The sequence below is a fragment of the Winkia sp. C0117E2 genome, assembly GCF_056590455.1.
Map to the genome: position 1 here is coordinate 187,617 of NZ_JBWPWD010000003.1, position 22,155 is coordinate 209,771.

Sequence of the window (22,155 nt, forward strand, 5' to 3'; positions counted from 1 at the left end):
GCCTAAACGAGCGCTGCTAAAGCACCATTGCCGCAATCCATCCAGCTACCATTAGCGGAATGTTGAAGTGCAAGAACGTGGGGATAACCGAGTCGCGAATGTGGTCGTGTTGCCCATCCACGTTGAGGCCGGCGGTTGGCCCCAATGTCGAATCGGAGGCGGGGGAGCCCGCGTCCCCTAGGGCCCCGGCGGTACCGACAAGCGCGACGGTGGCCATGGGACTAAAACCAAGTGCGCCGCATAGCGGCACATAAATGGCGGCAATGATCGGCAAGGTAGAAAACGACGAGCCAATCCCCATCGTTACAAGTAAGCCCACCAAGAGCATGGCAAGAGCGGCCATGGCCTTATTGTCGCCGAATAGGGCGGCTGTGGATTTTACGAGCGGCTCGATCTGACCGGATTTGCTCATCACGTTTGCGAATCCCTGTGCACTGATCATAATGAAGCCGATGAGCGCCATCATGCGCATGCCCGAAGTGAATACCTCGTCGGCCTCCCGCACCTTAATTGCGCCGGTAAAGATAAATACGCCCAGACCAACTAGCGCGCCAACCAGCAATGCGTCCGCATCAGAGTTGATGGTGTTCAGCACCAGTTGCATTGAGAAACAGGCAAGGATGGCGATGACCGATACGGTGATGCGGTACTTTGAAATTTCTTTTTCTTCCGCCTCGATTTTTGTTGCGCGGTAGGTGCGTGGCCGCCTGTAGGTGACGAAGAGGGCGAATAGTAGACCTAAGAACATGCCGAGGGCGGGAATGCCCATCGTGCGCATGATTGATATGTGGGAGGTGTCCAGCCCCGCCTTTTTGATATTGCCCAGCAGGATGTCATTTAGGAAGATCTTGCCGAAGCCGATGGGTAAAAACATGTAGGTAGTGACTAGGCCGAAGGTTAGTACGCAGGTAATAGCGCGCCGGTCTAGGTGCAGCTTATTCATAACCCCCAGTAGCGGGGGTATTAGTAGCGGAATGAAGGCGATGTGGACGGGGATTACGTTCTGGCTCATGACCGCCATGGCTGCGATTGCGGCGATCATGCCCCACTTCGTTAGCAGGCGGGCTTTGGAGGAGCCCTGCTCTTCTGCCTCGTTCAGCTTGGTAATTAGCTTGCTTGCCAACATGTCGGGCAAGCCCGAATGCGCAACTGCCATAGCGAAAGCTCCGAGGAGGGCGTAGGACAGGGCAATCTTGGCGCCGTCGCCTAGGCCTTCTTGGAAGGCAACCATGGTGCCATCCAGGCCTAAGCCGCTAAGCAGCCCCCCGACCAATGCGCCTATGAACAGGGCGAGGACCACGTGCACTCGTGCTACTGCCAGGAGGAGCATGAGGCAAACTGCTATAACAACTGCGTTCATACGCAAACCCTAATGGCAGGGTTGTGCACGTGCGAAGGTTTGTCCACTAGGTGGCTTGGCGTCAGCGCCTATTCCCCTTGCGCCAGTTGGGCAGTTTCATTCCCATGGCCAGTCCGATGAGTCCCGCCGAGGAAAGCACAATAAAGCCCACAATCAGCAGATCTACGTCGAAATAGTGGGGTGTGGCCTGCTCGACGGAAGTGGTTGGCAAGATGACGTGGGGATGGTCAACGGTGTTTTCTGAGTCGCTACCTTCCTCAGAATCTGTCTTAGAATGTGAACGCTTCGGGCTGATTGGGGTTGGCCCGGGCGAACTGGAAGCTTCGGGCAGCACCTTCGGAGAGACGCCCGCGTTGCCCGCCTTGCCAGGCGCTTCAGTGGCCAAGCTAGCCCCGTCTGCCTGCTCGGGGGCAGCGTTTGGCGAGGGCGCGGCCGCAAGTGTCGAACCGGCAGCTTCAGTCGCTGGGGATTCGGGTAGTGAATCCGAGTCAACCGAGGGCGTTATCTCTTTAGGGGCACGCTGGCCCTTCACGTTTGCCTTGGGGGCGTGGGGGTGACTTTTGGGGGAGGCGACCTTCGTGCCGGGCGCCTTCTTGTCGTCAGTCTTCGGAGCTATTTCGCCACTCGGCTTGGAGCCTTGCCCGTCGGCTGCGGCGGGGGAATCTTTCCCCGCTTCCTGCGTGCCCTTCTGGTATTCCGCGGTGGAAGTGGAGGGCGAAGAAGTGGGCTCGGCTGTTGGCGATTCATCGGCCAGAGCCACCGAGGGGACTAGTAGGAAGGGCACTAATGCCGCAAAACCTACCATCCGGAAAAGGGGGCGGAAATGATGGAGTAGCAGCGCTGACATGACTCCCCCTAACTGAATCAGTCGTTACATTACAAAACCATAATGTTTTTTTCATCTTTTTGCGACCTGTGGTAAAAATTCGTCCTCGTCCTTGAGGGCGCAACCACGCTTGCACGTGGTGGTCGCACTTTCCAGCCCCTCCAGCCTACGGAAAAAATGCATTAAAGTCCCACAAACCGGGATGGAATATTCGCCACATTATGGAAGGCGTACAATTTGCCCAGTTAGTAACCCCTTAACGGTGAGGATTTTTATGTCTGGAAGCGCAAGTAGAACCCACTTAGATCGGAGGTTGACATCCGGTCAGGTATCAATGATCGGACTGTCTGGTGCCCTGGGCACTGGCCTCTTTCTGGGGGCAGGCTCTACTATCGCGCTAGCCGGGCCTGCCACCGTTATTTCGTACGCGCTTGCGGGACTGTGCGCCCTCTCCATCGTTTGGGCGTTAGCCGAGATGGTGTCCGTTTACCCGGTTCCGGGCGGACACGGCGCAATTGCCGCGCACTACCTGGGGAAGATGGGTGGCTACGTCACCCGGTGGAACTTCTCGGTGTGTATGTTGACGGCGGTGGGGGCCGAAGTTACGGCTACCGCCACCTACTTGCAGCACTGGTTTCCCGGCCTGTCGTTAGGGCTGGGTACGGTACTGTGCTCCGTATTCATCGTGGGCCTCAATATGGCCACGGTGCGGCTGTATGGCACCTCTGAATACTGGTTCTCGATGATTAAAGTAACCGCCATCTGCGTATTCATCCTTTTGGGATTGTCGCTGCTGCTCTTTGGGTGGCCGGCCTACCCGGAGCCGCTCGGTTTCGCACACCTGACAGCCCACGGCGGTTTTGCGCCCAAAGGTTTGGGCGGGATCCTGATCGCTGCTTGTATGGCGGTTTTCAGCTTCGGCGGTATTGAAAACGTATCTGTGGGGGCAGCTGAATCTGAACACCCCGAGCGGGATATTCCGCGCGCTGCCGGCGCTATGATCTGGCGACTGCTGATCTTCTACGTGCTGGCAGTTACCGTGGTGGTCGCGCTTCAGAATTGGCAGGACACGGCTGCCCATACAGGTTCAGTCTCAGAATCGCCCTTCGTGAAGGTCTTGGACGCTTCCGGAGTGCCAGCTGCAGGGCACATTATGAACGCCATCTTGATCGTGGCAGCGCTGTCGGCCGCGAACGGCTGCCTGTATTCGTGCTCCCGCATGATCCACTCGCTCGCCCTGGACAAGATGGCTCCCAACTTTGCTCGCTTTACTTCTAGGCACGGGGCTCCTCGGGGCGCGGTCCTAATAGCAACGGTGGGAATGGTGATTGCCTCCGTTCTGGCGATCGTGGCACCAAACAGTGCCTTCCTGTACCTGTATGGGTGCGCCACCGTGTCGATCCTGGTCACTTGGGTCATGGTCATGCTGACTCACCTGCGTTTCCGCAGGGACACTACGCATAAAGAAAAGCCGCCGGCATGTCTGGTTGGCTACCCGGTGGTGAATTACCTGATCATTGCTATTTCGGTGGCCATTTTTATCCTGCTGTACTGGGAACTTCCCGTGGTGTGGTACGCGGGCATTCCATACCTGATTATCTTGGTGGCTTCCTACTACCTGCTGGCGCGGTCGCGGAAGCTGCCCGATCCCGCCCCGCTTACCACCATGGATCAGAAGCGGGCCGAATGACCGGGGCAGATTCTGGCGCGGTCCGGGTGGACCAGTGGTTGTGGGCGGTGCGCGTGGTAAAAACGCGCACGCTCGCCACCCAGATGGCTAAATCTGGTCATGTGCGTATCAATAAGGAGCCGGTCAAGCCGGCTACTAAGGTGCACGTGGGCGACGAGGTGCGGGTGCGCGTTCAGGGCTTCGACAAAATTTTTGTGGCGCAAAAGCTGCTGAAGAAACGGGTCGGGGCACCAGTTGCCCGCACCTGTTACGAAGATCTCTCGCCAGCCCGTCCTCGGTTCTACATTCCGGTGGCTAAACGCGAGCCGGGAAGTGGGCGCCCAACCAAGCGGGAGAGGCGGCAATTAGACAAATTGCGCGGGCACGATCCGAACTGGGATAGGCGCTAGATAACTAAGCGAAATAAAACACCTTTTCCTAAATGGAGTTTTTTTCTTTCTCGTTCTACCGTTACAGGTAGTAACTAGGAAAGGAAAGAAAGTGACGCGTATCCCCGCTGATCAGCTTGGTATTGATCTAGCAGATCTAGTTCATGATCTACATGTTTTTGCTTTCAATAGGCGCGACGAAGAACTGTGGGTTGAGGTAGCTAATAAGCGCCAGCTTTCTAAGACCACTCAGGGATATGCGTGGCTGCTCGAAGAGGTGGCTGACGAGGCGAAGCTGGCGCGCAGGGATCTCTCGCACGGGTCGCAGGAACTTACCGAATCTATTCCCGAGGACGACGAACTGGAATTTCAGGCGGTGACTTTGCTGGAAAACGCGTTGGCGTCGGATATGTCTGGATTGCAGCGCACGCTTGAAGACGTAGATATTGAGGACGTGGACGAAGTTGCTGAGGTTATCGGAGAGCTCTCTGGCCGCCTGTTGCAGATGCAGTTGGAACCGGCTGGACTGCACGAGGCGTTGGTTCAGGTTGGCCAGCGCTACGACGTGGACTTTGCCGACCTGGATACCCAGGTTGAAGACGAAGACGACGACGAAGAAGAAGAGATAGCCGACATCCAGATCGAGGACGAAGAGGACGAAGAAGAAGAGTGGTAGAGCGGGTGCAAGAACCCGGGTCTATCCCGCATAATTGAGCTATGGATAGCGCGAGCAGGCTTTTACAGAACATTTGTGTAGAGGCGGGGATGCTTCCCGCGTCGTTTAACCTTCAGGTGGCGGACGATCCGACGCAGGAGACGTTGGATTATGCGCAGGTTTTGCGTGCCGCCTTTGCTGGCATAGCCCACTCCCAGGTGGCCGCGGCATTTGAGCAGGTGTCGGCTTTGGCTGAGGCCATGGAGATGGAAGGGGAGCTGCCGGCTCTGCATGCGCTTGCTTCCGCTTACGAGGGGCAAAAGGCCGAAGCAATCCAGTACTCTACGGTGCCTGATGCCGAGGTCGATTCTTTTGGGGAATCGCTAGCGTTTATGGCACATTCGACGCTACAAGAGGTTTTTGTTGAGCCGCAGGCGATGCTTGATGCGCTGCAGTCGGCGTCACGCCAGCTGGTGGGTGAATCTTTGCCGGAGCAGGTTTCTGCCGGCCAGGATGACACGGATGTGTCGGGGCTTGACCTGTCCGATGCCGATCTGGCTGCTGCGGTTGCGATCTTGAATCCGCATGCCGATGCGCAGGAGGTTGCCGAGGAGCAGCTGGATAGTGCCGGTGTGGTAACCGATCAGTCTGAGGCCGACCAGGGTGATGAAGAGGACGAGTTGGCCCAGTGGGCAAAGTCGGGCTGGGACCTGGATATGGATCCGGAGGCAGACGGCCAAGACGAGGCCGGTTTTGCCGATTGGCATGATGATCGTTTCGATGATGAAGAGGACGAGCAAACTGACTCGGACGATTTAGACGACTGGGACTACTAACCTGTAACTAGCATTGACGGGCTCCTGATGGTTATCCACAGGAGCCCATTAGCGTACTTATCCACAATCGCCCCTTTTTTCGGAGAGGCCGATGCCTGCATTTGGTTAGCGTGCGGGTATGAAAGATGGTTATGAAGCGGTCGTTGGTCAGGACGGACTAGGGCGCCCGGCATGGGCATACGCAGATCAGGCACTGCGCGATTATTACGATTCAGAATGGTCTGTGCCGATGTGGGGAGAACAGGGCATGTTTGAGCTGCTTGCCTTACTGTTGTTTCAGGCGGGAATGCGATGGCGGCTGATTTTGGCTCGCCGCCCGCAGTTGCGCCGCCTGTTCTGCTCCTTCGACGTTGATCGGGTAGCTGCTTTTACGGACACCGATGTGCGGCAGATCTTGGACGAGTCGGCAGGCATCCGCAACGAACAGAAGGTCCGGGCCGTGATCGCGCTAGCGAACGCGGTACAGAAAATGCGCGCAGTCGGGGGACTACCCAAGGTTGCGTGGCAAGCTTATGACCCAGATCGTCCTCGGCCTATGCGAGGCGAAGAGGTGCCGTCTTATTCGGCGCGCTCGGCTGAGCTGGCGAAGCGGCTCACCGAGTTTGGCTGTAAGCGGGTGGGAGCCCGCACCGCATACGCGTTTATGCAGGCATGCGGCATCGTAGATGACAATGTGCCGGGAACCTGGCGGGCCGATGTGTTAGCTGACGAGCAGGGCAATTATTACCAGGATGAATATTCCTACCTCGGAATAACCAATGACCTTGGGGCGGATTCGCTTCCCGGTGTGGGCGGAATACCAGGGAGCGAAGGCGGATTTGCCGGCCAGGAATATCCACCAGATGAAGGCGTTTATTGGATGAAGCCAGGTGTGGAAGACGGCTACGCTAACCCCGATGCTAGCTAGCACGTGGGTGCCAATTGACAGGGCGACCATCGGGATAGAGCCGCGATTGCGCACTAAGGATTTTACGTAGGGTACTGACAGCCAAAAATAGGTGGTCAGGATTATGCTCAGCAAAAACACCCAGGGCCAACCGGTAAGAGAGGCATTTTCGTTAGTGGCAACGCCGGTATCAATATGACCATTGCTAAAAAGATTGGAAATGGTCTGCACGCCCGTTGCGCACGCATACCCGACCAGAGTCATCATGCCAGCGGCAAGAATTGTCGCTGACCGGGCAACTAGAGAGCGGCCAGCGTGGTGCACGGTTCGTTCTAATGCAAGCGCTGCCAGTGGAACAAAAGGCACTGCCCAAGCCAGCAGCCATGGGCGGATAAATGCGGCAGTCAATCCCAGTAGGGCAGTGATGGTCGTGTATACCAGAGTCGGTTTTAGTCCCCTTCTGCCTTTAGAAAGGAAGTATTGGCTGGCGCTGAAGAAAGCAAAGTAACCAACGAACCAAACTGCAAACACTAGCAAGGTAAGGAACACGTAGTCTTCGCCTTGCAATGCTCCAATCCAGTAAGGAACGACGACCATCGCCCATGCGCCATGCTGGTTGGGAACCCATCCTTGCCGTGAGCGGGAGCCGCGCTCGTTTTTTGCAGTCATACCCCTCATCTTCCCATGGGCTTTGTCCCACTCCAAGTTCCCATATGCTTGAATGGTGCGTTCCATAGAGGAAATAAATCAGGCTGCGGGCGGGCTGCCCGCCTACGCTGTGCTAGCCCCGCTGGCTGTCGCGCTCGCTAAAGATGGGGCGGCTGTAGTTTCAGCACCGCCCGGAACCGGAAAGACCACTCTGATTCCGCCCGCCCTTGCGGCAACGGTGCCAGGACGCGTCATAGTCACCCAACCTAGGCGGCTGGCTGCCCGCGCCGGCGCCCACCGCCTGGCCAGTCTGCTGGGCGAAAAAGTTGGCCACCAAGTAGGACTCACTGTGCGGGGCGAATCCAAACTAAGTGCGCACACCAAAGTCGAATTTGTAACCACCGGGGTATTCATCCGCAGGGCCATTGCCGATCCCGAACTAGCGGGAGTTGGCGCCGTAGTACTAGATGAGGTACACGAACGCCACACCGACACTGACCTGGCAGTGGGGATCTGCCACGACATTGCTCAACTGCGCGAGGACTTCCAGGTGGTTGCCATGTCCGCAACCCTAGATGCGGACAGATTCTCCGCCACTCTGGGTGGGGTAGAAGAAGTTGCCATCGACGCCGAATCCTACCCGCTCCAGATCGACTACCAGCCAGGCAAGATGCAACGGCTAACTGACCGGGGCACAAACCCGGATTTTCTTGCCTACGCGGGCAGGGCAGCCGCCTCCGCCCTCGAAAAGGATGAGGGGCAAGTAGCGTTGCTATTCCTCCCCGGACTACGCGACCTGGAAATTGCTGCCCAAGCCGCGCGCGCCGCCTGCCCGGACATGGACGTCAGATTGCTACACGGACGCCTGAGCGGAGCCGAGCAAGACAGCATCCTCGCCCTGCCTCAGAAGGGCAAACGCCTAGTCTGTACCACCAATGTGGCAGAATCATCCATCACAGTGCCAGGGGTGCGCCTAGTAGTAGACGCGGGCCTGGAACGAGTGGCCACCTTTGACGTCTCCCGCCAAATGACCGGCCTGGTCACTAACTATTCTTCAAAAGCCTCCTCGACCCAGCGGGCAGGTCGCGCCGGCCGCCTCGGTCCCGGCCGCGTCATCAGACTGTTCTCCAAAGTCGAATGGGCTCGCATGCGCTCCCATTCCTTGCCAGAGGTCGAAACCTCTGACCTAGCCCAATTGCTCCTGCTGCTGGCGGCGTGGGGGGCTCCGCGCGCTCGCGGGATGGCGCTTCCCTCGCCACTGCCCGAAGCTGCTAGTGACCGAGCAGAGAATACACTGCGAACTCTGGGAGCGGTAGACGAGCGCGGGACGATCACTGCCTTCGGTCGCCAGCTGGCTCGCATCCCCGCTGATCCGCGCCTTGGGCGTGCCCTTTTGGAAGGGGGCAAAAGGTTTGGTCCTGCCCGCGCCGGGGCGCTGTTGGCCACTCTCAGCTCTGACGAACGCGATACGGGAGCTGATTTGCCCGCGCTGCACAGGCGGCTCAAGCGGCAGTGCCCACCGCGGTGGAAGGCGGATGCGAAGCGTTTCGCGCAGATGGCCCCCACCGAGCAAAGTCCCACTAGCGCAAGCTTAGAAGCCGAAATGGTAGCGTTGGCCTACCCTGGCAGGATCGCTCGCCGTCGCGGTAATTCCGACGAATATTTGCTGGCCCAAGGCAACGGCGCCGCCCTCCCGAAAGGCTCGCCGCTGCAAGGACAAACCTGGCTGGCGGTAGCCGACCTGACCAAGGCTAGCCCTACAAACATCATCCGCCTGGCGGCCGAATTAACTGAGGCGGACGCGTTGCGTCTGGGAGAGCCGCTGAAAAATACCTCCGTGACCGTGCACTTTGAGGACGGCAAGGTACGTGCCGAAGAGACGGTGACGTTGGGGCACATCGAACTCTCGGCAAGGCCGGTGCCTGCTCGGGGCGAGGCCGTAGCCGAGGCCGTTCGCGCAGAATTCGCCCGCCAGGGAGCCCGCCTTTTCACCTGGTCGAAGAAAGGCGAGAACCTGCGCCGCCGCCTGCTATTGCTGCACCGCACTTTGGGTGCTCCCTGGCCCGACACCTCAATGGAGGGGTTAGGGAAGAACGAACTATTCGCCGCCCCTTTGCTTGCCCAGCTAGAAAAAGGGGCGAGCGTACCGCAACTGTCGCCAACCTCGGCCTTGCAGGGTATTTTGCCGTGGCCGGAAGCAGCCAAACTAGACGAGCTCGTCCCCGAACGCCTGCAAGTGCCTTCGGGAAGCACCGTCGCCCTCGAATATTTAGAGGACGGCGCCCCACCCCGACTTTCAGTGAAGCTGCAAGCATGTTTTGGGTGGGAGCAAAATCCCACCGTTGTAGATGGGCGTGTGCCCGTACAGCTGTCCTTACTGTCTCCAGCTGGGCGGCCGCTGGCACTAACCCAGGATTTGGAATCATTCTGGAAGAATGCCTATCCGGGGGTGCGTGCCGAAATGCGGGGCCGCTACCCGAAACACCCCTGGCCGGAGGATCCCACTACGGCGCAGGCAACGATGAAAACCAAGAAGGCGCTTGCTCATAAAAAATCTTAACTTCGAAGTCTAAACCAGCGCGTTTTCCGGCGGCCTCAGAGTTAGGCATAATGGATACGTGTTGCTAAGTGATCGTGATATTCGGCGCGCCTTGGATTCGGGAAGGGTGAACCTGGACCCGCTCGCCCCCGAGCTAATCCAGCCTTCCTCTATCGACGTGCGCCTAGACAGGTGGTTTCGGCTTTTCGATAACCACAAGTATTCGGTGATCGACCCTGCTAGCGAGCAGGAAGATCTCACTCACCTTGTCAAGGTCGAGGGCGACGAGCCCTTCGTCTTGCACCCGGGCGAGTTCGTGCTGGGCGCCACTTGGGAAAAGGTTACGTTGGGGCCGGACATTGCTGCCCGCCTGGAGGGCAAGTCCTCGCTGGGGCGGCTGGGGTTGCTGACGCACTCGACCGCAGGTTTCATTGATCCGGGCTTTTCCGGGCACGTCACCTTGGAACTGTCGAACACCGCCACCATGCCGATTTTGCTGTACCCCGGAATGAAGGTCGGCCAGCTGTGCTTCTTTGAGCTGACTTCGCCGGCACAGAATCCGTACGGTTCGGGTGAACTGGGATCGCACTATCAGGGCCAGCGCGGCCCGACCGCCTCCCGCTCTTACTTGCGTTTCACGCGAGGCAATCCGGAATGAATAAACCAGTTCGCCGAGTTTCGACCGAACAGAAGATGGCGTGGGCGGCCGAGCAGAACTTTTCGGAGGACATCGCAGCCATCCCCAACACCGTCACTTCTACCGCGTTAGGCATTCCCGCCTACCGGGTGGGGGCCACGGGTATCACCACTGCCGAGGGCGTCTCGATCGATCCCGGCGCAGAGTGGTACAAGGTGCAGGGGGAGCTGCCGCTCGAAGAGGCCGCCCAGGCCGTAGTCTTGGGCGTTGCCGACGAGGTCGAAGTCAGCGAACTAGAAGCGCTCGCGGTGTCGCTGTGGCCCCGCGCAGGCTGGGTTGGTCCCGGCAGGTTACAGATTTCTGAGGCGGCAACGCTTGCTGGGCCTTTCCAGGTCGAGAAGCTGGTGGCTTCCGAGATGGGGTTTCACGCTACTGTCACGCAGGCGTTTATTTTGCAGTGCGAGCAGCAGGTGGCTGGGAAGATGCCGCCGCATCTGCGCGGCCTGGACCCTCTGATGGATGCTTTCACTGAGGCTCCCGCGGGTGAATATCTGCGCGCGGTCAATGCGTGCCGCAAGTTTGCGCGCCGGTTGGCAGGTCAGTTGCGCGTGCCCGACACGGCTAAGGTCATTACCCCGGATCCGGATTCGTCGGTGGGCATGGTAGTTTACGGCCCGCACTACTTGGATCCTGCCCAGTTGGTCGAGTCCCTAGAGACCATTGTGCCCACGCTAGATGCACCCGCCCTGGCGGAACCGCCCCTGGCGCCGAGCAAGCTGGCTATGGACAAGCACGGGATTCGGGAAGCTGCGGTTGCGCAGATGAGCGAAGCGGAACGGCAAGAATTGCATCGTCGCGCCGACGAGTACGATCAGGAAGCTGCCTATGCGGAGCTGACTCCCGGCTACCACCTGATGGGGCGAGCCGGGCATTCCTCCAGCCTCGAAATTGTGGTTGAGCCGGCTCACTACCTGCCTGTGTGCGTGCAGTATGAGACCTGGGCCGAGGACGAACCGACCAGCTATTTGATCCAGTGGGTACCGGACAATCCGGCCAAGGCGGGGGCTGCCAAGGTGCAGCGTTCCATGCGAGTAGAACGGTTGCGGGTCGCTTCTACGATTGAGCAGGTGGCGCGCACATTGTGCACCTTGACTGGCGGGCGCGCTGTAGACGAGGACGGTTTCCTAGTCTTCTAGGCTCAGTCGAAGAAATCGTCCCAGTCGTCTTCCTCTTCTTCCTGCTGAACCGGTTTTTCTTCAACAGTCTTTTCCAGTACTGCGTCGCGCAGCAGGATGGCCACGTCGGCAACCTGTGGGGCTTCGCCCTCTTGCGGCCTGCCGGAGGCCAGCATTGTCGAACAGAATGGGCAGGCGGTTGCCACGGTGTCTGCCCCGGTGGCTGCGGCTTCGCTGACCCGCGCATCGGCAATGCGAACGCCGATTGTGTCCTGCATGAAGGCATGGGCACCGCCAGCACCGCAACACATTGCCCGGTCTTTAGTGCGCGGCATTTCGGTTACTTCGAAGCCGGGGAGGGCGCCGAGCAATTCGCGCGGGGCGTTGTAGATGCCGTTGTGTCGGCCCAGGTAGCAGGCGTCGTGCAGGGTCACTTTGTGCTTGCCGTTTTCGATGAGGGGCTTCAGCTTGCCTTCGGCTACCAGTGTGGACAGTAATTCAGTGTGGTGGATTACCTGGTAATTCCCCCCAAGCTCGGGGTATTCGTTGCGAATGGTGTTGAAGCAGTGGGCACAGGTGACCACGATGCGTTTGGGGGCGGCTTCGTTCAGTTTTTCTACCGCTGCGGCGGCCAGTGTCTGGTACAGCAGTTCGTTGCCGGCGCGGCGGGCCGGATCGCCGGTGCAGCTCTCGCCGCTGCCGAGCACTGCAAAGGTGACGCCGGCGTGGTGGAGCATCTGCGCCACCGCCTGCGTAGTCTTCTTGGCTCGATCGTCGTAGGCACCCGCACACCCGACCCAGAATAGGTAGTCGACTGAGGAGGCATTCGGAATGTCCTGGCCTACGACGGGCACGTCGAAATCTAAGTCTTTAGCCCAGTCCAGTCGCTTCTTCCCGGAGATGCCGTACGGGTTTTGTTGGCGCTGCAAAGACCGCAGTGGGCGGGCCAGATCCTGCGGGAAGGCACTTTGCATGGTGACCTGGTGGCGGCGGATGTCAATGATGTGATCGAGGATCTCTAGATCGGTGGGGCACTGGTCGACGCAGGCGCCGCAAGTGGTGCAGGCCCACAGGGTTTCGGGAGAAATTACGTTGCAGACTAGTGGCGCCGGTTCGATGGCCACCCCGTCCGCGCCGGTGATCTTCGCGTCCCGGAGCGCCCCGAGCACATCTGCGTTGTGAGGCATGAGCGAGCCGCGGTACAGGCTCTTGGTGCCCTGTACTAATTCGTCGGTATCGCTAGCGCCCATTTTGGCTGCGGCCTGCGCGAATGACGAGGACGCCACCGCGTGGTCGCGGAGGGCAGTAATGAAAAGTTTGGGGGACAGGGGCTTGCCGGTGGCCCACGCCGGGCACACCTCCTGGCAGCGGCCGCACTCGGTACACGAGAAGATATCGAGGCGATCCTTCCAGGTCATGTCTGCCAGAGAGCCGACTCCTAGCGATTCGCCCTCGAGCGCCTCCAAGTTCTCCATTGACTTGGCGGTGACCGGCTTGCCGCCAGCGTACATGGGAGCGGCAGCCCCCAGCGCTTTCGAACCATCCACCTTGCGGCGCGCGTAAATGTTTACGAACGCCAAGAACCGGTGCCAAGCTACGCCCATCGAAATGGCCAAGCCGACCACTACCATCCAGGCCATGGAGATGACGATCTTTACGGTCGCGGTAACCACAATCGCGTTCTGCAAAGCCCCAACCGATGCGTGCGCTGCCAGCTTGCCCAGAAGGAAAGTGAAAGGGAAATGCCATGCGGATACGGCAGTAGCCGGATCCTTAGACAGCAGGGCGTATTCCAATATGCGAAGCAACAGCACGCAAATGACGACCCCAAGGATGACGCCCTCGACGAAGCGGGCATGGCTCCAGGCAGACCCCAAAAAGCGAGACGGCCTCTTCTGACCGTCCCGACCAGTAGATTCTGCCTCTCCGGGCCTTCCCTTGCCCGCGCGAGTGCGCACCACAATCAGCCAGATGATACCGGCCATCGAGGCCCACGCAATGGCCTCAACAGTCCACTCCCAGGGCGCAAACGAACCCAGAATTGGGAGCGTGTAGTGCGGGTTCACCACCTGGCCGTAGCCGGCAACCAAAGTCAAAAACAGCAGCGGGAACGACACCATCACTAGCCAGTGCGCCGCCTTGATGAAAGGTCGACCCTTAAAAGCTGAGTGCGACAGGGGCTTCGAGATAGCAAGCCAAAGGCGGCGCGCAAGAGGCTTCCCCCTGCCCGGGGCAGGGGCGCCCTCGGCAATGATCGAAACCATCTGCGAAAGACCGCGGATAAAGCTGCCTATCCCAACCACCGTCGCAATAACGACCAAGGTCAAGCATACTGTTTGCAATACCGACAATTTCACGAATCCCACCCTACTAAAGCCCGCCCAAGATTCTACGGCGAAGAAAATGCAGTGGTGATCAAACACTCCAAAAACTACCGCGCTAACTCCACGCTTGTGGGAGTAGCCTATGCGAGGAGGAAATCAATGGGAAAAATTTTTAGCAGGTGGGGTGCGCCCAAAAACGAAACTATGGAGGTCATCGCAGGCCTCCTATTAGTCATGTTCGTGGCAGTAATGTCACTAACGATCGTGGGAACGGCTCTGCCCGTAATGCTCTCCTCGCTACACGGTTCCGAAACCCAGTACGCGTGGGTAGTAACCTCCATGCTGCTTTCTTCAACGGCAGCCACACCCATCGCCGGCAGACTCGGCGATTTATACGACAAAAAGAAACTGCTGATTTTCTTTATTGCCATTTTCGCCCTCGGATCGTTGCTAGCTGGAGCCTCGGTGACGGCGGACATGCTAATCCTGATGCGAATCGTCCAAGGTGCCGGCCTCGGGGCACTAATGGCCATGGTGCAAACCGTCATGGCAGTGATCACCTCGCCGCGCGAGAGGGGTAAATACAACGGCTACTTTGGCGCGGTCGTCACCGTTGCCAACGTGTCCGGCCCAATCGTCGGCGGCTTCGTAGTAGACCTGCTGGGATGGCGCTGGTGCCTGTGGATTTCAGTGCCCTTCGCCATCGCCGCGATGGTGGTCCTTGCAAAGAAACTGCGTGTGCCGTCCTCTGTAATAGAAAACCCGAAGATTGACTATCTGGGATCTACCATGGGCACCGCGGGCGTATCCCTGCTGCTCATCTACATGTCGATGGGCGGGGACGGGATCATGGCGTGGACCTCCATGCCCATGATGGTGATGGCGATACTTGGCGTTATTGCAGTGATCGCGTTCGTGTTCGTGGAACTGCGCGCTGACCAGCCCATCGTTCCGGTGCGGCTGCTGGCCAACCAAACCGTGACACTTGCCGTGTTGGCATCCATCGGCTTGGGCCTGGTGCTGAACGCGCCCATGGTCTACTTCGGCCAGTATTTCCAGATCGGGCGGCAAATGAGCCCTACCGCATCCGGCATGTGCATGCTGCCCATGATGATCGCCTCCTTCGTTTTCTCGACCTTCACGGGCAGGATGGTGTCATCGGTCGGCAGGTGGAAACGATTCGTCGTCTCCGGCTTCGTTATGATGGTCGCTGGGCTGGCAATCTTGTCCTTCACCGGCAAATCCACGCCGCTGGTGGTGCTGTGGGTCGGGATGTTCCTGCTCGGCGCCGGGCAGGGATCCTCGATGCAGAACCTGGTGTTGGCAGTGCAAAATACGGTACCGCTGCGCGACATGGGGGCTTCCACAGCGATGGTTACCTTCTTCAGGAACCTGGGCGGTGCAATGGGCGTGCAATTTGCTTCTCTAATCTTCAATATGTCCCTTGCCGTACAACTGCGCAGGAACTTTGCTGAGGCCGGAGTCAAAATGCCGCCCAAAGTGGCACAGGGACATTCGGCCAGTGCAGCCGCGAGCTCCCCGCAGATTGCTCACCTAGTTGCCGATTCTTTTGCCGACGCAATGGGAACAATCTTCATTGCCGGCACCGTCAGCACGCTGATCTGCCTAATCCTTGTGGCCTTCATGAAATCATCCTCCCTGCGCGACACCATCGACGCCCCCGTGTCGGAACAGGTGGCGGAGGTATTTCGGGAGGACGGAATGGAGAGTCGTTCTCAGAAAGAGGAATAACCGCTGGAAGGCGACACAGCCGCACGCGAATGTTACAAATTTGTTAACATCATTAACGGTACTTTCATCAATCTAAAGGAGTGCGCGTGCTTGTATTGCTGTCGCTCTTCGTACTGTTCGGGGCGATGGCAGGGGCCGCAGTAGGACGTTTCTCTGGACGCGGCTATGCAGTGGCTTTTGTTCCCTTTGCCGCCACGGCTATCTGGGCCCTACTCAACACCGGTCGAGCATTCACTGCCACGGTGGTCCAGCACCACACGTGGGTGAGCGTGCTAGGGCTAGACCTAGCATTCCGTTTCGATCCCTTGGCGTGGATCATGACCCTGGTAGTTTCAGGAGTCGGTGCCGCCATAGTCATCTACTGCGCCTTCTACTTTCCGCCTAACGCAGCAGGCAGAGCCCGTTTTGCCGCCACCTTTACCTTCTTCGGCGGATCCATGCTGGGCCTGGTGTGGTCTAACCACGCCCTGATGATTTACACCTTCTGGGAACTGACCTCGGTGTTCTCCTTCCTGCTTATCGGCCACCACTACCGCTCGCGAGCCGCCCGTGCCGCCGCCCGCCAAGCATTCGTGGTAACCACCTTCGGCTCGCTGGCGATGTTCGGCGGGTTCATGATTCTAGGGGCCGGCCCGGGCGGATCCTTCCAAGTCGATCAACTAGTTGCGCGCGGGGCGGAAGGAACGCTACTGCAAGGCCATCCGGGCACCTTGAACGTCGCCCTCGTGCTGGTAATCATCGGCATCCTAACCAAGTCGGCAATGCTGCCATTCCACTTCTGGCTGCCGGCCGCCATGGCCGCCCCGACCCCGGTATCTGCATTTCTGCACGCAGCCACCCTGGTCAAGGCGGGCGTCTACCTGGCCCTGCGTTTCACCCCCGGTTTTGCGGATGTGCCCGTCTGGTCCTCGCTGCTAACCATCTTCGGTGCCGCCACGCTGCTAGTTGGTGGCTGGCTGGCCATTAGACAGACAGACCTCAAACGAGTGCTCGCATACGGCACGGTCTCGCAGCTGGGCCTCATAACCGCGCTGGCAGGCTACGGCAATCGAGCCACGCTGCTGGCCGCCCTCACTTTGGTGCTAGCACACGGCACCTTTAAATCGTGCCTCTTCCTTACTACCGGCACAGTAGAGAAGATCACCGGATCCCGCGACATTCGCGAACTGTCCGGGGTCGGCCGCACCCACCCGGTGCTGGCCACGATTGGCGGCCTTGCCGCGGCCTCCATGGCAGGCTTCCCGCTGACGCTCGGTTACCTTGGCAAGGAAGCTGGCATCCACAACCTGCTGCACCAGGGAGCGGCCGGAGTCATCCTGCTAGCGGGCATAGCTGCTGGTTCCGTCCTAACCGCCGCCTACTCGTTGCGCTGGTGGTTCGGCGCCTTCGGCGGCAAGGAACTGCCAGGACACAGGCTGGCCTCTTTGCTCTCTGAAAAAGAGGCCCCGGTCGGTTCCTACCCGGCAGCAGCACTAATTGCCGTCCCAGGTTTCCTAGCGGCGATCACAGTGTCGGGCGGGTTCTTCCCCGGCTCGGTCAACGCTCTGACCGGCCCCCATGCCGACACCCAGCTGGAAGGGTACTTGGCAACTTCCAACGAGGCCGGCCACCTGGCCCTGTGGAGCGGGCTGATGCCAGCCCTCATCACCGCCCTCATACTGACAGGCGGATATGCCTGCTTCCACTGGCGTGGCAAGGTAATCCGCTTTGCCAAGAAGACGGCACTACCCGAGACCTTCCGTGCAGCTAACCTGTATCGGGTAATCATGCGCAACCTAGAGGCGGTAGCTGGTCGAGTCACCTCATTCACCCAGTCCGGCTCGCTGCCACTAGACATCTCTATCATCTCGACCGTATTCGCCATTGCTGTGGGCGGGGCACTGTGCTACGCCCTCCCAACCATCAAGTGGGGGCCGGTACGCCTATTCGATTCCTTCCTGCAAGCGATAGCCATCGCGATTCTTGCCGGGGCCACCATAGTTGTGGTGCGCGCCCGCAGAAGAATGAAGGCCGTACTGGGCCTGGGCGCAATGGGGGTGGGCATGGCAACCCTGTGGGCCGTGCACGGCGCACCCGACCTGGCCCTGACTCAACTGGTAGTAGAAGCCTTCACCATCGTGGTCTTTGTGCTGGTACTACGCTTTTTGCCCACCCACTTCACCGACCGGCCGCTCCGCTCTTCGCGCTGGCTGCGACTAATTATCTCCGTGGTGGCCGGCGTGGTTACCTCCGGTGGGGTGCTGCTTGCGGCGGCCTCCCGCAAAGAAAACCCGGTCTCTGAACTGCTTCCCGACGAAGTCTTGCAATTCGGCTACGGCCACAACATCGTAAACGTCATCCTGGTAGACGTGCGCGCATGGGACACCGTCGGCGAACTATCCGTACTACTAATCGCAGTTACCGGGGTTACCGCCTTGATCTTCCGCTCCGGCCTAATTAGCCGGCTGACAGTATCTGCGCCCTCGCTGCGTTCCAGCGTGGCAAAGGCGGCAAGCCGTACCAGCACCAACTCTCGTTGGCTGGCAGGGGCCTCCGCCCTCGAAGAAGACCGACGGTCGCTGATGCTAGAGGTAGCAGCCCGAATCCTGTACCCCACGTTGCTGGTGGCCTCCGTCTGGCTACTACTAGTAGGACACAACTCGCCCGGCGGCGGTTTTGCCGGCGGAATGCTAGCCGCCTCGGCACTGTCGATCCGCTACCTGGCAGGTGGGCATTACGAACTGACACTGGCGGCGCCATTTAGCCCCGGCGCAATCCTTGGACTGGGACTAACCATTGCCGCAGCTGCCGGGCTTGCCCCGGTGCTCGCAGGGGGAGCGCCCTTCCAAACCCTGCCCGTCGACATTCTCTTCGGCCCGCTCGGCACCGTCCACTTCACCACTGCTATGGGGCTAGATATTGGCGTGTACCTGGTGGTTCTGGGGCTGGCTGTAGACATTCTTGGGGCACTGGGCGCCGCCCTCGACCACGACGAAGAACAGGGCGTGCAACTAGTTAGCTCCAGAAAGGGGAAGACAAAGTGATTCCCACTTTGGGTCTGGTTTTGCTAGCCGGCGTACTGGTTGGTGCCGGTGTCTACCTGGTAACCGATCGCACTTTCACCCGCATCGTCATCGGGCTGGCCCTGATCGGCAACGGATCGAACATTGCCTTGTTAGCAGCAGGTGGAGCCGCCGGAGCGCCCCCAATTCTAGGCACCGACGCCCTCTCGTCCATTGCCGATCCGCTGCCACAAGCCATGATCTTGACTTCGATCGTTATCACCATGGCCACCACCGCGTTCATGCTGGCGTTGGCATTCCGCGAATGGATTCTTACCGGCGGTGACGAGGTTGTGGACGACGTTGAAGACCGCCGTCTAGCAAGGCGTGCAGCTACCGGCCGTGGCAGCGAACGCATCGAAGACGCTCCCGAGACCGAGGACGAAGATTCCGGCCAGGACGAAGACCAAGCAGACCGCGACGACAAAGATGAAGCAGAAGGGGAGGATGCCAAGTGACCTGGTTACTGCCCATTCCCGTCATTGCGCCGCTACTAGCTGCAGGACTATCGCTCGTACTTGGTCGCTTCCGCCGCACCCAATTGTCCGTTACCGTCATTGCGTTGGCCGGGTCGTTGGCGGCGGCAATCGCCATGGCGTTCGAAGCCGACACCGCCCCCATGGTGCTCGACGTCGGCTCATGGGCTGCCCCGGTTGGGGTCTCGCTGGTTGCGGACCGGCTTACCCTAATGATGCTGATCGTGTCGCTGATAGTGACTGTGGGCGTGCTGATCTACTCGTCCTCGCAGTCGGTATCCCGCGACGAGTCGGCCTCCCCAATGCCCGTCTATTACCCCTCCTACCTGGTGCTTTCTGCGGGCGTGTCGGATGCGTTCCTGGCTGGGGACCTGTTCAACCTGTACATCGGCTTCGAGATTTTGTTGGCGGCCTCCTTCGTACTGATCACCTTGGGAGGCACCCGGTCCAGGGTGCGTTCCGGCACCGTGTACGTCGTGGTTTCCCTATTTTCCTCTGCCGTTTTCTTGATCGGCATAGCCTTCACATACGCCGCTGTGGGAACGGTCAACATGGCGCAGCTGGCAATCCGCCTGTCGGAACTTCCAGAACCCACCCGCATCCTGTTGCAGGCCACTTTCCTGGTTGCCTTTGGGATCAAGGCGGCAATCTTCCCACTGTCGGCATGGCTACCTGACTCTTACCCGACAGCTCCCGCCCCGGTCACGGCCGTGTTCGCCGGCCTGCTTACCAAGGTGGGTGTCTACGCCATTATTCGCACTCAGTTCCTGCTGTTCCCAGGCGGAGCGCTGGATACCATCTTGGCCGTCCTCGGCATGTTCACCATGATCGTGGGAATTTTGGGTGCGATCGCCCAGGACGACATAAAACGTATGGTGTCCTTTACCCTTGTTTCGCACATCGGTTTCATGATCTGGGGCATTTCGTTGTCTTCGGAGGCCGGCCTTGGCGCCGCTATCGTGTACGCCGCCCACCACATTTTGGTGCAGACTACGCTATTCCTGATCGTAGGCCTCATGCAGTACCTGGGCGGAACTACTTCGCTTGCCAAACTGGGTGGCCTGGCCGGAAAGTCTCCGTTCTTGGCGGGCATGTTCTTGATCGTGGCATTCAACTTGGTCGGCATCCCTCCGCTGACCGGTTTCTTGGGGAAGGTGGGCCTCGCCCGCGCTTCGGTACTTGCCGGCACTGGGCGCGGTTGGGCGCTGCTCGCGGCTGGCCTAGTCGCGTCGATGCTCACCCTGTACGTGGTGGTCAAGGCCTGGTCCATGGCGTTTTGGCAGCCTAGCGAGGGCGAGAAACAACTCAAGGCTGAAAAGCGCTCCTTGCCGAAGGCAATGGTAGTAGCCACTGCAGGCCTACTGCTAGTGCAGGTGGCGATGGCCGGGGGAATGAACATTATTTACGGATATGCCGAAAGAGCCGCTGTCGATCTGAAAGCGCGCACGCCCTACCTCAATGCCGTCCTCGGCCAGGATGGGCGAGGCAGCGGGCACTCATCTGACGTGGTGCGTCGCAGTGATTTCGACGTTCTGCCCCCGCACACGCAGCGGCCGCAAGTTCTGCCCGCGCCGCTCCGCCTGGATTTTGATACCGACACTCGCGAGCGGGTACGCGTAGGGGAGGACCAATGAGGATGATTCGGAATACTTCCTGGAAGATGACCCTGTGGCTGCTGCTGGTGTGGCTCGTTCTGTTCCGGTCTATCGAACCCGTAGTAATCATTGGGGGTATCCTGGTTGCGCTGCTAGTGCAGTGGGTGGGGCCGATGATGCGAGTGGGAGCCCTGGGCAGGATTAGGTTTGTGCCCCTGCTGGCTCTAATCGCGCGTTTCGCCTGGGACATGTTCATGTCCGCCCTCCACGTGTCAAAGCTGATCGTCACCGGCAAGCGGTATCGCAGCGGCTTCGTTTCCATCAACCTTGGTGCCGTAAGCGACATGGAGTTGATGATCAGCGCGGCCATGACTTCTTTGGTTCCGGGCACGCTCGTAATTGACGTGAATAGGCACGAAAGCGACGCCGACGGTTCCATGTACTTGCACGTGATTGACATGGAAGCCTCCGGCGGCGAGCGTGGAGTGCGCGAAATGATTACCAAACAGACCGCGCGTATTGGACGTGCCCTACCCAGGCCACAGGAGGACTAATGCAATTCGTGCTCGTTGCAGCCGGCGGATTCTTGGCCCTGGCCGTGCTGCTGACCCTATACCGGTTAGAAAAAGGCCCTTCGCTGGCTGACAGAGCGATCGCCACCGATCTAATGACTGCGGTGCTGGTGGGTGTGATTGCAGTGTGCGCCGCCCTCTTCGAACGCGATGATCTGCAGCCACTGCTGGTAATTGTGGCGCTGGTTGGTTTTATCTCCTCGGCTACGATCGGGCGCATTGCCCGCCACGGCGGGGAAGAAAACCGCAGAGTCATCTCTGCTGCCGAAGAAAAGGCACGTGAGCGTCGCTTGCAGGCAGAAGAAATGAAGGCACAGCGTGCCGAGGGCGAAGAAACCTCCCACCTGACCCCTGAACAGATAGCGAAGGCGCAAGACGAACAGGAAGCAAAGGCGAAGGGGGAAGGCAAATGATCGTCCTCGAATGGTCAGGGGCTATAATCATGCTGGCCGGTGCTATTTGGATCTGCATTTCTGCCCTGGGGATCGCCCGGTGGAAAGACACGCTCTCGCGCATGCACGCTGCCACTAAACCCCAACTCTTTGCTTTTGCGGTAATGATGATCGGGCTCGCCCTTTACATGCACACTTTGCAGTGGGTGGTGCTGGTCATCCTGGCAATCGGTCTGCAGGCAATCGCGACCCCGGTGGCAGCTCAGGTGCTGGGTCACGCCAGGGTCAAAGAGATGCGCACGAAGGTAGATCGGCAGGCCGCAGAAAACATGGGAAATGATGGGCACTCGGCCCCAAAGCGTGAAAAACTATAGGCCTAGGAG

18 protein-coding genes and 1 pseudogene are annotated in these 22,155 nt (G+C 59.3%); 15 read left to right on the forward strand and 4 right to left on the reverse strand.

The features are described 5' to 3' along the window. Positions 1-16: 16 nt before the first annotated feature. On the reverse strand, positions 17-1,360 hold the full coding sequence (locus tag AC1EKG_RS05485) for a Na+/H+ antiporter family protein (RefSeq protein WP_004806593.1): 1,344 nt from the start codon (positions 1,358-1,360) through the stop codon (positions 17-19). A 61-nt stretch (positions 1,361-1,421) separates the two neighbouring features. Continuing rightward, complete coding sequence (locus tag AC1EKG_RS05490; RefSeq protein ID WP_004806591.1) at positions 1,422-2,207, reverse strand: hypothetical protein; 786 nt, start codon at positions 2,205-2,207, stop codon at positions 1,422-1,424. A 253-nt stretch (positions 2,208-2,460) separates the two neighbouring features. On the opposite strand from AC1EKG_RS05490, the gene AC1EKG_RS05495 reads away from it, so the two are divergent. From AC1EKG_RS05495 to AC1EKG_RS05515, 5 genes are all read left to right on the forward strand, one after another. Then, positions 2,461-3,876, forward strand: coding sequence for an amino acid permease (locus AC1EKG_RS05495; protein ID WP_040315100.1), 1,416 nt, complete (start codon positions 2,461-2,463; stop codon positions 3,874-3,876). Continuing rightward, positions 3,873-4,265 carry an RNA-binding S4 domain-containing protein gene (locus AC1EKG_RS05500; protein ID WP_004806585.1) on the forward strand — a complete coding sequence of 131 codons (393 nt, stop codon included), beginning with the start codon at positions 3,873-3,875 and terminating at the stop codon, positions 4,263-4,265. Before AC1EKG_RS05495 ends, AC1EKG_RS05500 begins: the two co-directional genes overlap by 4 nt. Positions 4,266-4,356: 91 nt before the next feature. Beyond that, entirely contained in the window at positions 4,357-4,920 is a 564-nt protein-coding gene (locus AC1EKG_RS05505; protein ID WP_004806583.1) for a hypothetical protein, read from the forward strand. A gap of 41 nt (positions 4,921-4,961) precedes the next feature. Next, complete coding sequence (locus tag AC1EKG_RS05510; protein ID WP_141740516.1) at positions 4,962-5,735, forward strand: hypothetical protein; 774 nt, start codon at positions 4,962-4,964, stop codon at positions 5,733-5,735. Positions 5,736-5,853: 118 nt separating this feature from the next. Continuing rightward, positions 5,854-6,642: a DNA-3-methyladenine glycosylase I gene (locus AC1EKG_RS05515; protein WP_004806579.1), complete on the forward strand. Its 789-nt coding sequence runs from the start codon at positions 5,854-5,856 to the stop codon at positions 6,640-6,642. Between the two features lie 243 nt (positions 6,643-6,885). Here AC1EKG_RS05515 and AC1EKG_RS05520 read toward each other — a convergent pair. Beyond that, positions 6,886-7,356: pseudogene (locus AC1EKG_RS05520) on the reverse strand (YwiC-like family protein); the annotation flags it as partial. On the opposite strand from AC1EKG_RS05520, the gene hrpB reads away from it, so the two are divergent. From hrpB to AC1EKG_RS05535, 3 genes are read left to right on the forward strand one after another with little or no spacing between them, the layout of a single operon-like run. Next, on the forward strand, positions 7,343-9,829 hold the full coding sequence (gene hrpB, locus AC1EKG_RS05525) for an ATP-dependent helicase HrpB (RefSeq protein WP_481067776.1): 2,487 nt from the start codon (positions 7,343-7,345) through the stop codon (positions 9,827-9,829). The pseudogene AC1EKG_RS05520 and the gene hrpB overlap by 14 nt on opposite strands. A 58-nt stretch (positions 9,830-9,887) precedes the next feature. After that, on the forward strand, positions 9,888-10,466 hold the full coding sequence (dcd, locus tag AC1EKG_RS05530) for a dCTP deaminase (RefSeq protein ID WP_040315098.1): 579 nt from the start codon (positions 9,888-9,890) through the stop codon (positions 10,464-10,466). Further along, positions 10,463-11,641, forward strand: coding sequence for a hypothetical protein (locus tag AC1EKG_RS05535; RefSeq protein WP_004806574.1), 1,179 nt, complete (start codon positions 10,463-10,465; stop codon positions 11,639-11,641). The genes dcd and AC1EKG_RS05535 overlap by 4 nt, the downstream gene beginning before the upstream one ends. 2 nt (positions 11,642-11,643) lie before the next feature. On the opposite strand, the gene AC1EKG_RS05540 is transcribed toward AC1EKG_RS05535, so the two are convergent. After that, positions 11,644-13,977, reverse strand: coding sequence for a (Fe-S)-binding protein (locus tag AC1EKG_RS05540; protein WP_004806572.1), 2,334 nt, complete (start codon positions 13,975-13,977; stop codon positions 11,644-11,646). Between the two features lie 126 nt (positions 13,978-14,103). Between AC1EKG_RS05540 and AC1EKG_RS05545 the strand changes: the two genes are divergently transcribed. The 7 genes from AC1EKG_RS05545 to AC1EKG_RS05575 all read left to right on the forward strand — a co-directional run bounded on the left by AC1EKG_RS05545 (position 14,104) and on the right by AC1EKG_RS05575 (position 22,146). Beyond that, complete coding sequence (locus AC1EKG_RS05545) at positions 14,104-15,696, forward strand: MFS transporter (protein ID WP_004806569.1); 1,593 nt, start codon at positions 14,104-14,106, stop codon at positions 15,694-15,696. 86 nt (positions 15,697-15,782) lie between these two features. Beyond that, a complete protein-coding gene (locus AC1EKG_RS05550) occupies positions 15,783-18,719 on the forward strand; it encodes a Na+/H+ antiporter subunit A (RefSeq protein WP_004806567.1) in 2,937 nt (978 codons plus the stop codon). After that, positions 18,716-19,195: a Na(+)/H(+) antiporter subunit C gene (locus AC1EKG_RS05555; RefSeq protein ID WP_004806565.1), complete on the forward strand. Its 480-nt coding sequence runs from the start codon at positions 18,716-18,718 to the stop codon at positions 19,193-19,195. Before AC1EKG_RS05550 ends, AC1EKG_RS05555 begins: the two co-directional genes overlap by 4 nt. Then, entirely contained in the window at positions 19,192-20,847 is a 1,656-nt protein-coding gene (locus AC1EKG_RS05560) for a Na+/H+ antiporter subunit D (RefSeq protein WP_004806563.1), read from the forward strand. The genes AC1EKG_RS05555 and AC1EKG_RS05560 overlap by 4 nt, the downstream gene beginning before the upstream one ends. Further along, entirely contained in the window at positions 20,844-21,362 is a 519-nt protein-coding gene (locus AC1EKG_RS05565; RefSeq protein ID WP_004806561.1) for a Na+/H+ antiporter subunit E, read from the forward strand. Before AC1EKG_RS05560 ends, AC1EKG_RS05565 begins: the two co-directional genes overlap by 4 nt. Then, positions 21,362-21,793: an MrpF/PhaF family protein gene (locus tag AC1EKG_RS05570; RefSeq protein WP_004806560.1), complete on the forward strand. Its 432-nt coding sequence runs from the start codon at positions 21,362-21,364 to the stop codon at positions 21,791-21,793. Before AC1EKG_RS05565 ends, AC1EKG_RS05570 begins: the two co-directional genes overlap by 1 nt. Further along, positions 21,790-22,146, forward strand: coding sequence for a cation:proton antiporter (locus AC1EKG_RS05575; protein WP_004806559.1), 357 nt, complete (start codon positions 21,790-21,792; stop codon positions 22,144-22,146). The genes AC1EKG_RS05570 and AC1EKG_RS05575 overlap by 4 nt, the downstream gene beginning before the upstream one ends. The last annotated feature ends 9 nt before the right edge of the window (positions 22,147-22,155 follow it).

Bases quoted from the DNA above. Each gene is read 5' to 3' on its own strand.
- AC1EKG_RS05485 (WP_004806593.1), bottom strand. From the start codon at position 1,360: ATGAACGCAGTTGTTATAGCAGTTTGCCTCATGCTCCTCCTGGCAGTA.
- AC1EKG_RS05490 (WP_004806591.1), bottom strand. From the start codon at position 2,207: ATGTCAGCGCTGCTACTCCATCATTTCCGCCCCCTTTTCCGGATGGTA.
- AC1EKG_RS05495 (WP_040315100.1), top strand. From the start codon at position 2,461: ATGTCTGGAAGCGCAAGTAGAACCCACTTAGATCGGAGGTTGACATCC.
- AC1EKG_RS05500 (WP_004806585.1), top strand. From the start codon at position 3,873: ATGACCGGGGCAGATTCTGGCGCGGTCCGGGTGGACCAGTGGTTGTGG.
- AC1EKG_RS05510 (WP_141740516.1), top strand. From the start codon at position 4,962: ATGGATAGCGCGAGCAGGCTTTTACAGAACATTTGTGTAGAGGCGGGG.
- AC1EKG_RS05515 (WP_004806579.1), top strand. From the start codon at position 5,854: ATGAAAGATGGTTATGAAGCGGTCGTTGGTCAGGACGGACTAGGGCGC.
- hrpB (WP_481067776.1), top strand. From the start codon at position 7,343: ATGGTGCGTTCCATAGAGGAAATAAATCAGGCTGCGGGCGGGCTGCCC.
- AC1EKG_RS05535 (WP_004806574.1), top strand. From the start codon at position 10,463: ATGAATAAACCAGTTCGCCGAGTTTCGACCGAACAGAAGATGGCGTGG.
- AC1EKG_RS05545 (WP_004806569.1), top strand. From the start codon at position 14,104: ATGGGAAAAATTTTTAGCAGGTGGGGTGCGCCCAAAAACGAAACTATG.
- AC1EKG_RS05565 (WP_004806561.1), top strand. From the start codon at position 20,844: ATGAGGATGATTCGGAATACTTCCTGGAAGATGACCCTGTGGCTGCTG.
- AC1EKG_RS05570 (WP_004806560.1), top strand. From the start codon at position 21,362: ATGCAATTCGTGCTCGTTGCAGCCGGCGGATTCTTGGCCCTGGCCGTG.
- AC1EKG_RS05575 (WP_004806559.1), top strand. From the start codon at position 21,790: ATGATCGTCCTCGAATGGTCAGGGGCTATAATCATGCTGGCCGGTGCT.